General features: G+C 46.5%; 13 protein-coding genes. All 13 read right to left on the reverse strand.

Going from position 1 to position 15,218, the window contains the following annotated elements; all coding sequences use genetic code 11:
- Nucleotides 1-59: 59 nt before the first annotated feature.
- The gene (locus GPK81_RS13160; protein WP_021977890.1) at nucleotides 60-1,505 is read right to left on the reverse strand and encodes a VWA domain-containing protein; all 1,446 of its coding nucleotides are present in this window, start codon (nucleotides 1,503-1,505) and stop codon (nucleotides 60-62) included.
- Nucleotides 1,506-1,643: 138 nt separating this feature from the next.
- Nucleotides 1,644-2,318, reverse strand: a complete 675-nt coding sequence (locus GPK81_RS13165; RefSeq protein WP_215707188.1) for a thiamine diphosphokinase — start codon at nucleotides 2,316-2,318, stop codon at nucleotides 1,644-1,646.
- Between the two features lie 2 nt (nucleotides 2,319-2,320).
- A complete protein-coding gene (gene rpe, locus GPK81_RS13170; protein ID WP_021977892.1) occupies nucleotides 2,321-2,995 on the reverse strand; it encodes a ribulose-phosphate 3-epimerase in 675 nt (224 codons plus the stop codon).
- 3 nt (nucleotides 2,996-2,998) lie between these two features.
- Nucleotides 2,999-3,877, reverse strand: coding sequence for a ribosome small subunit-dependent GTPase A (gene rsgA, locus GPK81_RS13175; RefSeq protein WP_118063771.1), 879 nt, complete (start codon nucleotides 3,875-3,877; stop codon nucleotides 2,999-3,001).
- Between the two features lie 2 nt (nucleotides 3,878-3,879).
- The gene (gene pknB, locus GPK81_RS13180; RefSeq protein WP_178744663.1) at nucleotides 3,880-6,129 is read right to left on the reverse strand and encodes a Stk1 family PASTA domain-containing Ser/Thr kinase; all 2,250 of its coding nucleotides are present in this window, start codon (nucleotides 6,127-6,129) and stop codon (nucleotides 3,880-3,882) included.
- On the reverse strand, nucleotides 6,123-6,869 hold the full coding sequence (locus tag GPK81_RS13185; protein WP_021977895.1) for a Stp1/IreP family PP2C-type Ser/Thr phosphatase: 747 nt from the start codon (nucleotides 6,867-6,869) through the stop codon (nucleotides 6,123-6,125). The genes pknB and GPK81_RS13185 overlap by 7 nt, the downstream gene beginning before the upstream one ends.
- A 1-nt stretch (nucleotide 6,870) precedes the next feature.
- On the reverse strand, nucleotides 6,871-7,911 hold the full coding sequence (rlmN, locus tag GPK81_RS13190) for a 23S rRNA (adenine(2503)-C(2))-methyltransferase RlmN (RefSeq protein WP_021977896.1): 1,041 nt from the start codon (nucleotides 7,909-7,911) through the stop codon (nucleotides 6,871-6,873).
- Between the two features lie 5 nt (nucleotides 7,912-7,916).
- On the reverse strand, nucleotides 7,917-9,269 hold the full coding sequence (gene rsmB, locus GPK81_RS13195) for a 16S rRNA (cytosine(967)-C(5))-methyltransferase RsmB (RefSeq protein ID WP_118063805.1): 1,353 nt from the start codon (nucleotides 9,267-9,269) through the stop codon (nucleotides 7,917-7,919).
- Nucleotides 9,265-9,972, reverse strand: a complete 708-nt coding sequence (locus GPK81_RS13200; protein ID WP_118063775.1) for a zinc metallopeptidase — start codon at nucleotides 9,970-9,972, stop codon at nucleotides 9,265-9,267. The genes rsmB and GPK81_RS13200 overlap by 5 nt, the downstream gene beginning before the upstream one ends.
- 6 nt (nucleotides 9,973-9,978) lie before the next feature.
- Nucleotides 9,979-10,923: a methionyl-tRNA formyltransferase gene (gene fmt, locus GPK81_RS13205; protein ID WP_021977899.1), complete on the reverse strand. Its 945-nt coding sequence runs from the start codon at nucleotides 10,921-10,923 to the stop codon at nucleotides 9,979-9,981.
- A gap of 12 nt (nucleotides 10,924-10,935) precedes the next feature.
- The gene (gene def / locus GPK81_RS13210; RefSeq protein ID WP_021977900.1) at nucleotides 10,936-11,409 is read right to left on the reverse strand and encodes a peptide deformylase; all 474 of its coding nucleotides are present in this window, start codon (nucleotides 11,407-11,409) and stop codon (nucleotides 10,936-10,938) included.
- Between the two features lie 52 nt (nucleotides 11,410-11,461).
- Complete coding sequence (gene priA, locus GPK81_RS13215) at nucleotides 11,462-13,681, reverse strand: replication restart helicase PriA (RefSeq protein WP_215707189.1); 2,220 nt, start codon at nucleotides 13,679-13,681, stop codon at nucleotides 11,462-11,464.
- Nucleotides 13,682-13,685: 4 nt separating this feature from the next.
- A complete protein-coding gene (locus GPK81_RS13220) occupies nucleotides 13,686-15,152 on the reverse strand; it encodes a UDP-N-acetylmuramoyl-L-alanyl-D-glutamate--2,6-diaminopimelate ligase (protein ID WP_021977902.1) in 1,467 nt (488 codons plus the stop codon).
- Between the last annotated feature and the right edge of the window lie 66 nt (nucleotides 15,153-15,218).

Raw genomic sequence — 15,218 nt, forward strand, 5'->3', positions numbered from 1 at the left:
GATATACCAGTGGATCCCACATAATATCACTGTTTACAAAGTGACCGACAGTCACATGATCACATAAATCTGACACCTATATTTCCGCTTGCTGTTTCTACGATCGTCTTTTCCAGAGTCGTGATCATCATTCCAAACAGCAGCGTCATCAGAAGACGTGCAAAAAATTCGTTCAGGATCAGGCTCAGGCCTACTTCCATGATCAGAGCTCCCAACACGATCCCGATCAGTGACGAAATCAGGATCATTCCCAGGTTCGCTGTATTGTCCACTGCCAAAAGCTTGATCCCCAGGAAACCGGCACCAAGAATGATCAGGAAAACAATACGCATCAGCGCATATGCCCAGTTATAATTCGTTCTCGCACGGGCAGAAAGAAGGTTTCTGCTGGTATCTGTTACACGCACCGCAGATGCCATTGCCGTTGCAAGCTCGTCTACATTATCTGTTCTCACACTGATTCCGCCTGTTTTTCCGGAAATATCATTCAGCATATTCTCATCAACGCTTCCCAGTCCAACTGTGCTGACGCTTACTTTTTTGCTGTTATATTTCTTCAGGATCTTATTTAACCGGAAGTCAAAGAAACCATTATCCGTTGCATATCCATCTGTCAGAAGGATCACCTGTGTTCCCTCATCGTAGGGCAATGCTCCGGATTCCATGTCATCCATGATCTTCCCCAGCACACCTACAATAGGGGTTCCTCCATTTGGTTCTGTGGTAAAGTCTTCGATTCCTGCGGAAACCGGCATCATTTCACGAATGCAGCGGATATCCTCTGAAAATGTATATACCGCAAATTCCACATCCTCATCACGGTTACTTAAAAGCTGTTTGATCGCGGCCACTCGTTCCTGATTGGGATCATTGTCCTGCATGGAACCGGAATTATCGATCGCAAAAACATAATTATCCGCTACTGTCCTCACAGAACTGAAATCCAGCTCATAAATAAATTCAAACAGGATTCCAAGTATTAACAGCAAAAGGACACAGCCACCGACAAGCAGGATCTTATTCGATGTGATCTCCAGATCAGAAATCTTCGCCACAACAAAAAGTCCAATGGACAAAAGCAGTCCGAACAAAGCAAAGTAAACTCCCATAAATACCACAGAATTCACTCCTGTGATCAGCGTTCTGTAAATAACCTCTCCAAGCAGGAAAAAGATCACAGAAACAATAAGTGAGACGATCAAAAACAATTTCGAAAAGCGTGTACGTTTCCTGGTATTCATCGGTGACATTCCATTGTATCCAAACTGTCCATTGTATTTCCCGGAGCCACCGCCAAATGGTGTTCCTCCGGCATTTCCCATTCCACCTCCGAATGAGCCGCCTCCAAAACCTCCGGAGCCACCGCCGAACGGTGCTCCCCCGGCATTTCCCATTCCGCCTCCAAACGGTGTTCCTCCGGCATTTCCATAAGGACTTCCCTGTCCGGATGACTGTGGATTAAAGGGGTTCTGATTTCCCGTCTGTCTGTTCTTTCCAGTTTTCATACTCTTCCTTCTTCCCTGACAGTTTTTTTACATCTTACCACCCACAAACTCTGTCTGCAACCAATTACTGTCAACTTTTCCGGATCTTTGGTGGTTTTTCTGACAAGTCCTTTTTTGTGGATGAATTCCCGGTCTGTGTTAATCTCTGGACATGATCATAAGCAGTGATCCTCTGTCATATGTAACTTCCGCTGTTTCCGCAGCAATCTCATTGCTGACGGTAAGGCCGCTGTCAGCAACAGTCAGATCATATCCATCCAGAGGATATTTGAAACCTTTCAGAGTCAGCCCGGATACATCCCCTCCAACTGTAAAGAAAGAAACATATTTTCCAAACTGTCCTTCTTTTTTCAAAACTGTTCCACTGTCGACCAGGGTAATGTAATTCCACTGATCTGCAAGTGCGATATGAACTCCTTTTTCTCTTCCCATAGAAAGCAGTCCGAGATTGGCGAGCACATGATCCAGCCTTGTTCCGGTTGCCCCCAAGATCAGTATTTCTCTGCTTCCTTCACTGATCATGTGATTGACTGCTGACTGTGTATCTGAATCATCTTTTTCCGGTTTCAGCCTGATGATCTTAAGTCCATTCAGACTTTCCATGTATTTTTTTCCTTCTTCTGAAAGGCTGTCAAAATCCCCTACTGCAAGATCCGGAATAAATTCCCGGTTCCTCATGAACCATTCCATTCCACTGTCTGCCGCAACAAGGGCAAGGCTTTCTCTTCCGCCTTCTTTTATTCTTTTTTTTAAAAAATCGAGGGCAAAACCATTCTGGATATTGCCCCCGCTGATTATTACTGTATCGATCATTTTCAGTCCAGCTTTTCTTTAATATCGTGGATCCTGTCTGTGATATGTCGCACATTTGCGGCTACATCGCCTTTAAATACCCAGGATCCTGCAACCATGAAGTTGGCACCGGCACGCATAACTGTCTCCAGTGTATCATCATTGATGCCGCCGTCTACCTGAATATCAACATCAAGATCTTCCTCATCAATAAGCTCACGAAGCTCCTGGATCTTCTCTGTGCACTCATCCATGTACTTCTGTCCGCCAAATCCAGGCTGAACAGTCATCACCAGAACCATATCCACGTCTTCGAGAAGATGACTGATGTCATTGACCGGTGTGGATGGTTTAATAGAAACAGCCGCTTTTACACCGGCAGCTTTGATCTGCTCCAGTGTGCGCTCCAGATCCTCACATGCCTCTGCATGTACGGTAATGGAATCTGCTCCACACTCCACAAAATCGCGAATATATCTTTCCGGTTCTGTTACCATCAAATGTACGTCGAAAAACATGTTGGATTCTTTCCGGATCGACTTGATCACCGGCATTCCAAAAGAAATGCTCGGGACAAAATCTCCATCCATAACATCAATATGCAGATATTCTACGCCTTCTTTTTCCAGAATTTTAATCTGTTCTCCCAGTCGGTTAAAATCTGCGGATAAAATCGACGGGCACAATCGGTATTCCATGACTCAGTATCTCCTTTTCTCTTTTAATTCCTGATGCAGCTCCAGATAATCCTCATACCGGAGTCTGCTGATCTCATTGTTCTCAAGGGCTTCCTTAACGGCACAGCCCGGTTCGTGTATATGACGACAGCCCTGGAAACGGCACTGTCCTTCATATTTTCGGAACTCAGGAAAATAATCCTTCAGTTCCTGTTCCTCCATATTTTCAATATATAAGGAGGAAAATCCCGGTGTATCCACAAGAAAAGTATCCTGTGAAACCGGTATGATCTGTGCGTGGCGTGTGGTATGTTTTCCGCGTTTCAGTTTGCGGCTGATCTCGCCGGTCTCCATCTCCACTTCTTCCTGAAGAGAATTGGTAAGAGAAGACTTTCCAACTCCCGAAGGGCCTGCTACAACTGTCGTCTTGCCTTTCAGCACGGCTTCTATCTCGCCAAGCCCCTCTCCCTTCAGTGCGCTTGATAATATTACCTGATAGCCACAGCTCTGATAGGTCTCATACAGAAACTCCAGTTCTTCCGCTGTTGCCAGATCTTTTTTATTAAAGCAGATGACTGCCGGAACATCTTCCCGCTCCATCATGATAAGAAAACGATCCAGAAGCATGAAATTGGGTTTCGGGTTATCCATGGCAAAGATCACAAGTGCCTGATCCACATTGGCTACCGCCGGACGGATCAGGGAATTTCTGCGTTTATGGATCCCGGTCACGCTTCCCTCCAGTTCTTTTTCATCCAGGACTGTAATGTCCACATTGTCACCTACCAGGGGCTTTCGCTTATCTTTTCGAAAAATGCCTTTCGCCCTGCATTCGTATGTATTGCCGTCTTCTGCATATACATAGTAGAATCCGGCAATACCTTTGATTATTTTTCCCTGCATGATCAGTCAGCTTTCTTGAAAGTAACGGTGTAGGTTCCAAGCTGCTGATAATTTCCATCTGTCTCCTCGTAGAGATAGATCGTACCGGTTGAGACTCCGTCTGCTCCGGTCACATCCAGCTGATACGGGAAGCTTACTTTCTGTCCGTCAATGATCTTGGTTGCTGTCGGCTCTCCATTGACATCCTGGATCAGTTCCAGACGGATCGCTCCTCCATTATAACCGGACGGTGTATCCAGAACCTGTGTACATTTCCAGCCGGAACCGGAGGCTGCACTTCCTGTGGAGGCAGTATTGTCTGCAGATGCTGTACTGTCTGTGGAAGCTGTATTATCTGTAGCTGCCGTACTGTCTGTAGCTGCGGTACTATCTGTAGTTGTTGTACTGTCTGTCGTCGCCGTGCTGTCTGCAGATGCTGTACTGTCTGCAGACGGTACCTGATCTCCGGAACTGATCGTCAGATAGACTGGCTGATCCGGATCTGCTGCCGCGTAAGCTTCCGGCTCCTGTGCAATCACAGTTCCGGCTGCTTCTGAGCTCTGCTGCTCTGTAATCTGAATATCGATAAACTTACCTAAAGTTGTAAGTGCATCATCCTTGCTCATTCCAACAACGCTTGGAACTTCGGCATTATCGCCATAATCAACGCCACGGCTGACTGTCAGCGTTACTGAAGAACCAGCCTGAACAGAAGTGCCTGCTGCCGGCTCTACACTGTATACATATCCAGGATCTACAAGCGCATATCCGTTATCATCGGTATCACTGTACTCCTTCTGAACAGTTACCTTAAGGCCCAGATCTTCCAGTGTCTGCTGGGCATCAATTCCTGTACGTCCATCCAGATCCGGAATCGTGATCTGCTGTGTTCCGGTACTTACCCAGTATTTCACTGTTGTATATTCCGCAACCTGAGTTCCTGCTGCTGTTTCCTGACGGGAAATCTTGCCTTTCTCCTGATCAGATGCCTCTTCTCCTGCCATCTGTACACCGAGATGTGCATCATTTGCAAGAGCCTTGGCCTCATCCTCTGTCTTTCCTACAAGATCCGGAACTGTTGCCATGCTGTCTGATGCGCTTTCTGCTTTCTGTTCTGCCTTGTTACTCTTCGAACTTCCTGTTCCAAAAAGCCCGGCTGCACGTCCGAGAACGACCACCAGAACAACCAGCAGAACTGTACCGCCAAGTAATGCAGCGATCGTCAATCCTCTTCCAGCTCCATGTTTCTTTTTCTTTCCGGATCTTTTCCCGGATTCGTAGTCGTCTTCCGCGTCATCATAGTCATTATCATCATACTCTTCTTTCTCAAGAGCAGCTGTTTCCGCCTTGGTGATCTGCTTCGGAGTGTGTTTGATCTCTCCAAGCTCTTCCTCTGAGATCACAACTGTCTTCGCATCTGTATCCACAGTTGTCAACTTCACAAAATCCCCCTGCGGATCGATCAGTGAATGTTTCAGATCTGCGATCACATCTTCCATTCGGGTATAACGGCGATCCACGCTCTTCTGTGTACATTTCAGTATGATCTGTTCCAGACTGTACGGAAGATCCGGTGTATACACACTTGGCGGAACCATTTCTTCCTGAAGATGCTTGATCGCAATGGCAACGGTCGTATCTCCGTCAAAAGGTACTCTTCCTGTTACCATCTCATACAGTGTGATTCCCAGAGAATAAATATCACTCTTCTCATCGCTGTATCCGCCTCTCACCTGCTCAGGAGAGCTGTAATGTACAGATCCCATCACATTGGAACTGATGGTGTTGGATGACGCAGCTCTGGCAATTCCAAAATCCGTCACCTTCACTTTACCATCTGTGGAAATAATGATATTCTGCGGTTTCACATCTCTGTGCACGATTCCATGGCTGTGTGCAGCCTCCAGTCCCATTGAGACCTGGATAGCAATACTTGTAGCTTCTTTGATAGAGAGCTTGCCTTTTTTGGAAATATATTCCTTCAGGGTGATTCCCTCGATCAGTTCCATGACAATGTAATAAACACCACCGTCATCTCCTACGTCAAATACATTGACAATATTCGGATGGGTAAGACCGGCTGCAGCCTGAGCCTCACTTCTGAATTTCTTGATGAACGTGGTGTCCTCCCGAAATTCCGGTTTCAGGACCTTCACTGCCACAAAGCGGTTCAGCTTATGATCCATAGCCTTATAGACATCTGCCATTCCGCCAGTTCCGATTTTTCCTACGATCTCATAGCGCTCGGCTATGATCATTCCCGTCTTCAACATGTTTCCACCTCATTCGTGAATGGTTCTACCAGTACGATTGCAATATTATCCTTACCACCATTCTGATTTGCTTCCCGAAGGAGCGCACTGCCCTTCTGATCAATATCTGCTTCCGGATCGGATATGATCTCTTCAATCTTCTCATCTGCAACCATATTGCTGAGACCATCTGAACACATAAGGATCGTACATCCCTCCTCAAGTTTCAGGTCAAAAAAGTCCACATCCACCGTTTTCTCTGCGCCAAGTGCCCGTGTAATAATGTTCTTATCCGGATGGTTCCGTGCTTCCTCTTCACTGATCTCACCCATTTTCACCATTTCCTGAACCAGTGAATGGTCTCTGGTGATCTGGTGGATTCCGTCCTGGATCACGTACAAACGGCTGTCACCTACATTGGCCACATAGGCATACTGATCTACAATAGTCGCCACTACCATAGTGGTTCCCATGCCCCGGAGGTTCTCGTCTTCCTGCGCACGGTTTCTGATCTCCGTATTTGCAGTTTCTATCGCATGACGAATAACCTTCACCGGATTGTAATCCGCATCTTCACGGATTTCATCCACAAGGATCCGTACTGCATGTGAGGATGCATAGTCACCGGCGTTATGGCCACCCATCCCGTCCGCGACTGTGAATAGATTAGGCAGATTTCCTACCGGACCTTCAGACACAAACACGTAATCCTGATTCATCTTCCGCTTCTGCCCTACATCAGTAGCTGAGTATATCCTCATGTCACTTCTCGCTTTCTGTTTTTTCCATGTAACTTTTTCTTAGCTGTCCACAGGCACCGTCAATGTCACTGCCCATTTCCCTTCTAATAGTAACATTAATTCCGTATTTTTCAAGTTTTATTTTGAAATTCTCCACAGCCTGTCGAGTAGACCTCACATAGGAACGCTCCTTGATCGGATTAACCGGAATCAGATTCACATGACAGTTAATCCCCTTAATACGGCCGGCCAGCTGTTTTGCATCTTCCTCACTGTCATTCACACCAGCCACAAGGCTGTACTCAAAAGTGATCCTTCTGCCTGTTTTGTCGAAGTAGTTTCTGCAGGCATCCAGAACCTCATCCATGGAATATTTATTGGCGATTGGCATCAGTTCCTGACGTTTCTCATCATTAGGCGCATGAAGAGAAAGCGCCAGCGTGATCTGCAGTTTCTCTTCTGCCAGATCATACATTTTCGGAACAATGCCACAGGTAGAAACCGTTACATTCCTCTGACTGATGCCAAGTCCGTTTTCGTCGGTAAGTATCCGGATAAAACGGACAAGATTATCATAATTGTCCATCGGCTCACCGGTTCCCATCACTACCACGTTTGCCACCCGTTCTCCGGTATCTGCCTGTATCCGGTAGATCTGGTCCAGCATCTCGGAAGGTTTCAGGCATCTGGTCAGGCCTCCGATGGTAGAAGCACAGAACCGGCAGCCCATACGGCACCCTACCTGTGAGGAAATACATACAGAGTTTCCGTGATGATATCTCATAAGAACACTCTCGATCACATTTCCGTCTTCCAACTGAAACAGGTATTTCCTGGTTCCGTCGATTTTTGAAATCCTCACATCTGCCTGGCTGAGTGCTGTGATCGGATAAACCGACAGTTTCTCGCGGAGGCTTTTGGAAAGATTTGTCATTTCATCCCAGGAGGTAACCAGCTGCTGATGAAGCCATGCATAGATCTGCTTTGCGCGGAAAGGCTTTTCGCCAATCTCTGTCATCAGATTTTTCAGTTCCTCCATTGTCATGGATTTTATATCTGTCATTTTTATTATTTCCTTCTGAATCTGGCAATAAAGAATCCGTCTGTCTTATGTATCCCCGGCAGAAGCTGCAGATACCCGAGTTTTGTGGATTTGCAGTGAAGTTCTTCCGGAATATACGGGTCCAGACTTTCCAGTCGAAACGGATAGTTCTTTAAAAACCATAATACATTTTCTTCGTTTTCCTCACGGGCAATGGTACAGGTGCTGAAGATCAGTGTTCCATCCGGCTTCACATATTTCGCCGCCTTATCCAGAATCATTCTCTGGAGCATTACAATTTCTTCCTGTTTCTGTGGTGTTGCCCGATATTTGATCTCCGGCTTCTTACCGATAACTCCATATCCGGAGCAGGGTACATCTGCGATAACGATATCCGCTGCCTGCTCGGAATCCGGATCATATACGGTCGCATCCTGAACCTTCGCATCTACATTGATCACACCGGTTCTGTGGATATTCTCCTTGATAAGGTCTGCCTTATACTGGCTTACATCCCTTGCATCCACATTTCCATAATCACCCATTTTATCGGCAGCATGAATACTTTTTCCACCCGGCGCCGCACACATATCGATAATGTAATCGCCCTTTTTCGGACTGGCTGCCTCTGCCACCAGCATGGAGCTGATATCCTGCACAAGAATCTTTCCCTGGAGGAATGCATCCAGTGTCAGGATATGATTGTAATCCGAAATCTTCAGGGCATACGGAAGGTATGGTGCCTGCTGTACTGTCACTCCCTGTGCTTTCAGGCTTGTAACAATCTCCTTAAGAGAAGCCTTATGCGTCCGGCACCGCACAGTGATCGGTCTTTCTGTCAGAAAATCTTCCAGGATCTTCTCGGTTGTCTTCACACCGTAGGCAGCTTTCCATTTTTCTACAAGATATTCCGGCATGGAATATTTCACAGAGAGATAACGTACCTCGTCTTCCTCTCTGGATGGAAGTTCCAGTTTTCCTATTTCCCTGGCAATCGTGCGAAGTACACCGTTAACAAAAGGTTTCAGATTATAAAAGCCTTTTCTCTGTGCCAGCTTTACAGCCTCATTGCACACAGCACTGTCCGGAACACTGTCCATAAATTTCAGCTGATATACCGCACTTCTTAAAATCTCACGGATCTGTGGTTTCATCTTATTTACAGGAACCTTGGAAAAAGAATCGATCACATAATCAATGTAGATTCTGTATTCCAGGGTTCCCTCACATACTCTCGTTATAAAACTACGTTCCTGTTTTGGAAGGAACTGATATTTGGAAAGGGCATTGCGGATCGCAATGTGGCTGTGCTCGCCTTCCTCCTCAATCTCCAGCAGGATCTCAAGAATCAGTTCTCTTGTATTTACTCCGCTGTTAATCACGATCTCTACCTCCTGCAAGGATAATCAGTCTCAGAAGCTGTAAAATCGATGCTGCCAGAGCTGCCACATAAGTAAGCGCTGCCGCTGTCAGTACTTTTCTTGCTCCTTTTTTTTCATCTGTACCCAAAATCCCGGTACTTTCCAGCATTTTCAGCGCTCTGGAAGACGCATTGACCTCAACCGGCAAAGTTACCAGCTGAAAAAGTACTGCCAGTGAAAACAGAACAATTCCCAAAGTCACCAGAGGACGGATGGAAAAGATCAGTCCCGCAATAAACAGCGGCCAGGAAAGCTGTGAGCCGATATTGGCTGCCGGTACAATGGCAGATCGGATGTTCAGAGGCGCATAATTGATGGCATCCTGGATCGCATGTCCGCATTCATGGGCTGCCACGCCTACTGCTGCCAGTGAATTTCTTCCATAAATATCCTCAGAAAGGGAAACTGTTTTTGTTCTTGGATCATAGTGATCGGTCAGGCTTCCCCTGATCGGAACCACCTGCACATCCGTGATACCTGCTGCCCTTAAGATCCTCTGTGCAGCTTCCGCGCCAGTGATCCCGGAATGATTCCGAATCTTTTTATAAACAGCAAACGTACTGTGCAGTTTCGCGGATGCAACCAGAGAAAGCAGCATTCCGATCACAAGCAGCAGAACCGTGGGGTCCATCCCCCAGCCATAATAACCATATCCGTACATCACTTATCACTCCCTGGAATCTTTAAACATGTCTCCTGGTTTCAACTGATAGCCCCGCAGAAAAGCATCTACTTCCATCCGTTTCTTGCCTTCCAGCTGTACTTCATGAAGTACCAGCACATTCTGTCCGCAGGCTACCTGAATTCCTTCTTTATCTGCGGCAAGTACAGTTCCCGGTACTTTCCCGGCCTGCGTTTTCAGTACAGAAGCCTTCCAGACCTTCAGCGTTTTTCCATTGATAAAGGTAAAAGCACTCGGCCACGGGTTGAGGCCTCTTACCAGCCGCTCCAGTTCTTCTGCACTTTTTCCAAAATCCAGAAGTCCCATTTTTTTGGAGATCATGGCTGCATATGGTGTCGGGCTTTCTTCCGGCTGTTTTTCGCGGGTGGCAGTTCCGTCAAAGATAGACGGCAGTGTCTGTACCAGAAGCTCTGCTCCTGCCACAGCAAGCTTATCAAACAGGCTTCCTCCTGTCTCATCCTCTGAAAGTGGCACTACGATCCTGGAAATCATATCCCCGGTATCCAGGCCGGTTCCCATCTGCATGATAGTAACGCCGGATTCTTTTTCTCCGTCGATCACAGCCTGTTGGATCGGCGCTGCTCCACGGTACTTCGGAAGAAGGGATGCATGGATATTGATACATCCGAATTTCGGCATATCAAGGATACTCTTTGGAATGATCTGTCCAAATGCCGCTACAACGATAATATCCGGTGCAAGACTTTTAAGCTTCTCCACAAACTCCGGATCTCTTACTTTTACCGGCTGCAGTACCGGAATCTCATGTTTCAGTGCTTCTTCTTTTACAGGGGTAGGCATCATGGTCTTACCTCTGCCCTTAGGTTTGTCCGGCTGTGTGATCACTGCCTCGACCTCATATCCGTTCTCTACCAGCGCCGCAAGTGGTGCCACCGCAAAGTCCGGAGTTCCCATATAAACAATTTTCATATTATCCCGCCTTTAGTCTTCTTCATCATAAGTTACCTTGTGAAGTTCTCCCTCCACAAGCTCTGTATACATTTTTCCATCAAGATGATCGATCTCGTGGCAGAACGCTCTTGCGAGAAGTCCCTCTCCCTCATAGATCTGCTCTTCCATATTTACATCAAGAGCTTTTACTTTCACATAGTTCGGACGTGTTACCTGTCCTGCCATTCCAGGAACACTTAAGCATCCCTCATCACCGGTCTGCTCACCGCTGGTCTCAAGGATCTCCGGATTGATCAGGACAATCGGGCCTTCCCCTACATCAATTACAACAATACGTTTCAGGATTCCCACCTGTGGTGCCGCAAGGCCTACGCCCATTGCATCATACATGGTATCCAGCATATCTGTGATCAGTTCTCCGATCCTTGGTGTCATTTTGTCCACTGTGCGGGATTTTTTTGTCAGTACAGAATCACCCTGTACACGAATTGTTCTAAGTGCCATTTTTTCTTCTCCTTTAACTCATCTGCAGCGATTTCCTTTCTTTATGAAATCGTTACATCATATCATATTGTATATATATCTTCCGGAATCCGGAATTTATCTCTATATATTTCTCCAGCTTTTCTCTGACTGCCGTGAGAAAACGTATATCTGTGTGCTTCAGATGGAGCACCTGGCGGTAAACATCTTTTACTTTTCCTACCGATGCAGACGCAGGGCCGATCATGTGAAGCTCCTCTTTCGGACTTACCCTGCGGATAAAAACTTCTATATAATACATGGCTTTTTTGAGAAGTTCCTCATCCTGGCAGGCGCCAAAAACTGTCATCATATGAGCTGCCGGCGGATAATCCAGAAGCATCCGGTACATCATCTCTTCTTTATAAAATTTCTCATAGTCCTGAATGGCTGCTGCCTGAATACTGTAGTGCTCCGGCTGATACGTCTGTATCACCGCATGCCCCGCCTTATTTCCTCTGCCGGAACGCCCAACCGCCTGGGTAAGGAGCTGAAATGTCCGTTCCCCGCAGTGATAATCATCCATGTTCAGTGAAAGATCTGCAGCGATCACACCTACCAGCGTCACATCCGGGAAATCATGTCCTTTAACGATCATCTGCGTTCCCACCAGAATGTCCGCCTCATGTCTGGCAAAAGCTGCCAGGATCTTCTCATAACTGTCTTTTGTCCTTGTGGTATCAAAATCCATTCGAAGGACACGGGCTTCGGGAAATTCTTTTTCCAGGACTTTCTCGATCTGCTGGGTTCCGGCTTTAAATCCACCGATATGCGGAGAACCACAGGAAGGACAGGATTCTGGTTTCGCAATTTCATATCCGCAGTAATGGCAGACCAGACGGTTGCCATTATGTTCACTTAAAGACACATCACAGTGCGGACATTTCATCACGTGCCCACATGCCCTGCAGGAAACAAAACCTGCATAACCCCGCCGGTTCAGAAACAGCATAACCTGTTCCCTATTCTTAAGTGCATGATCCATCTGCTGTTTCAGTTCCATACTCAGCACGGAACGGTTACCTTTTTTTAATTCTTCCCGCAAATCAACAATTGATACCTGGGGAAGCGGCCGTTCTTCATAACGGGCGTTTAATCGTACCAGAAGATATTCTCCGTCACAGGCATGACTGTAAGCCTCCAGTGACGGTGTTGCAGATCCCAGAACAATACGGGCATGTTCCATGCCTGCTCTCTGAATGGCTGTTTCCCTGGCATGATACCTTGGTGTATTTCCACTTTTATAGGTGGGTTCATGTTCTTCATCGATAACGATCAGTCCCAGATTGGAAAACGGGGTGAACAGCGCAGATCTGGGTCCCACCATCACCTGCACCTCGCCACGTTTCGCTCTTTTGAACTGGTCATAACGTTCTCCCTGGGAAAGTCTGGAATTCAGGACAGAAACTTTATCTCCAAACATGGCATAAAAACGCCGGACTGTCTGATAGGTAAGTGCAATTTCCGGAATCAGCACAATGGCCTGTTTTCCCTCTTCCAGTACTTCCTGGATCAGCCTCATGTAAACCTGCGTCTTTCCGCTTCCGGTCACTCCAAAAAGAAGTGCAGGTCTCGGTTCCGGTTTCTGCCATTCCTGAAAAATCTCTGCAACGGCTTCCTGCTGTTCCTGATTCAGAGAAAGTTCCCCGTCCTCTTTTACCAGTCCACTGTTTTTCGGAATGCGGTACATTTCCTGGCTTTCAATCTTTATAAGGCCCTTTTTTTCAAAAAAATCCAGGACAGAAATACTGGCTCCAAGCTCTTTTGACGCATAGGTATAATCCAAACTTCCTGCCTCCAGAATTGCCCTCAGAAATCTTTCACGAGCTTTAAAGCGACTGCCTTCCAGTTCTTCCAGAAGCTTCTGTGCACGCGCTTTCTCCCCGGTAAAAAAGATCAGCTTTTTTTCTTTGGCTCTTACTTTATCTTTTACAGGAAGTACTGTTTTCAGTGCCTGGATCATGGTAGAACCATACGTTTCTTTCATCCATGCCGCAAGTGCGATCAGTCTGGATTCCGTTGTTTCACTGTCCGTGGACACTCCCTGGATTTCCTTCGTCTTCGAGGCATCATATTTGGCTTCTGTAGAAGTTCCGATCACATAACCCTTTCGGAGTGTATTTCCCTTCCCGAACGGTACAGTAACCACAACGCCTGGTTTTATGGCCGGTTCCAGTTCTTCCGGAATGCGGTACTGAAAATCCCGGTCAACTTTCTCATGAGAAATGTCAATGATCACATCTGCATAGACCATCCGATTACGCTTTCCGATCTTCTTCCAGGATTTCCCGGATCAGAACTCTCTCATCCATCGGATATTTCTTACCCTTGATCTCCTGGTAATCCTCATGTCCTTTTCCTGCGAGGACAATGATATCTCCCGGTTCTCCATGATGGATCGCATAGGCAATAGCCTCCTTACGGTCAGGGATCTCTACATATTTACCATCGGTTTTCGCCATTCCGATCTTGATATCATCGATGATGGCCTGAGGATCTTCATCACGTGGATTATCAGAAGTGATGATCGTGAGATCTGCCATCTTGCCGGAAACCTCACCCATCTCATAGCGGCGGAGCTTGGAGCGGTTTCCCCCACATCCAAACAGGCATACCAGTCTGTGCGGGTTATATTCCTTCAATGTTCCAAGAAGGCTCTCAAGCGCCATGGCATTGTGCGCATAATCGATCATCAGCGTAAATTCGTCGGATACCTTGATCATCTCAATACGACCTTTCACCTTGGCTACTTTCAGCGCTTTGATGATATTCTCTTCAGATACTTTGAAATGACGGCAGATGGCGATGGCTGTCAGGGAATTGTAAATACTGAATTTGCCAGGAATATCGATCTCCACCGGAAAATCAAGAAGTCCCTTTACATGGTAGGAAATTCCAAGATATCCTTTTCTTCCCACCAGTTTCGCATCTTCTGCACGGAGATCCGCTTTTTCAGAAAATCCGTATGTCTCAAGCTCACAGGTATGGCCATCGATAATACGTTCAAAATGTTCATCATCACGGTTTACGATACCAACCTTACATTGTTTCAGAAGCATGGATTTACAGTGAAGATAATCATCGAAATCTTTATGTTCATTCGGTCCGATATGATCTGGCTCAATATTTGTGAAAATTCCAAAATCAAAGACAAATCCCTGGGTTCTGTGGAGCATCAGTCCCTGTGAAGAAACCTCCATAACTACCGCGTCGCAGCCCGCTTCAACCATATCATGGAAATATTTCTGAACCATATACGATTCCGGTGTTGTATTGGCTGCCGGGATATGTTTCTCTCCAATAATGGCTTCGATCGTTCCGATCAGGCCAACCTTATATCCTGCATTTTCAAGGATAGACTTCACCATGTAAGTGGTGGTTGTCTTACCCTTGGTTCCCGTGATTCCGATCGTTTTCAGTTTCTTCGCCGGATGTCCGAACCATGCTGCGGAAATAAACGCCATGGCATAACGGGTATCTTCCACCTGGATCACAGTTACATCTGCCGGAGCTTCCACCGGTTCTTCTACGATGAGAGTTTTTGCACCTTTTGCCACAACATCCGGCACGAATTTATGGCCGTCCACAACTGCGCCTCTGATGCAGATAAAAAGACTTCCCTCTTCTACTTTACGGGAATCATACACAACAGAAGAAACTTCCTGGTCTGTATTTCCCTGAAGGCATTTGTATTCAAGATGTTCTAATAAGGATAAAAGTTTCATTTTTTCTCCTCCATTTTCCCTTTTTCCGGCTGCCAGATGACAGTCAGGATACGGGAAGGCATACTG

The organism is Blautia sp. MCC283 (assembly GCF_018785565.1).
GTDB lineage: Bacteria > Bacillota > Clostridia > Lachnospirales > Lachnospiraceae > Blautia_A.

What these genes read in the sequence shown, in the direction of transcription:
- GPK81_RS13160 (WP_021977890.1), bottom strand. Translation starts at nt 1,505, where the DNA reads ATGAAAACTGGAAAGAACAGACAGACGGGAAATCAGAACCCCTTTAAT.
- GPK81_RS13165 (WP_215707188.1), bottom strand. Translation starts at nt 2,318, where the DNA reads ATGATCGATACAGTAATAATCAGCGGGGGCAATATCCAGAATGGTTTT.
- rpe (WP_021977892.1), bottom strand. Translation starts at nt 2,995, where the DNA reads ATGGAATACCGATTGTGCCCGTCGATTTTATCCGCAGATTTTAACCGA.
- rsgA (WP_118063771.1), bottom strand. Translation starts at nt 3,877, where the DNA reads ATGCAGGGAAAAATAATCAAAGGTATTGCCGGATTCTACTATGTATAT.
- pknB (WP_178744663.1), bottom strand. Translation starts at nt 6,129, where the DNA reads ATGTTGAAGACGGGAATGATCATAGCCGAGCGCTATGAGATCGTAGGA.
- GPK81_RS13185 (WP_021977895.1), bottom strand. Translation starts at nt 6,869, where the DNA reads ATGAGGATATACTCAGCTACTGATGTAGGGCAGAAGCGGAAGATGAAT.
- rlmN (WP_021977896.1), bottom strand. Translation starts at nt 7,911, where the DNA reads ATGACAGATATAAAATCCATGACAATGGAGGAACTGAAAAATCTGATG.
- GPK81_RS13200 (WP_118063775.1), bottom strand. Translation starts at nt 9,972, where the DNA reads ATGTACGGATATGGTTATTATGGCTGGGGGATGGACCCCACGGTTCTG.
- fmt (WP_021977899.1), bottom strand. Translation starts at nt 10,923, where the DNA reads ATGAAAATTGTTTATATGGGAACTCCGGACTTTGCGGTGGCACCACTT.
- def (WP_021977900.1), bottom strand. Translation starts at nt 11,409, where the DNA reads ATGGCACTTAGAACAATTCGTGTACAGGGTGATTCTGTACTGACAAAA.
- priA (WP_215707189.1), bottom strand. Translation starts at nt 13,681, where the DNA reads ATGGTCTATGCAGATGTGATCATTGACATTTCTCATGAGAAAGTTGAC.
- GPK81_RS13220 (WP_021977902.1), bottom strand. Translation starts at nt 15,152, where the DNA reads ATGAAACTTTTATCCTTATTAGAACATCTTGAATACAAATGCCTTCAG.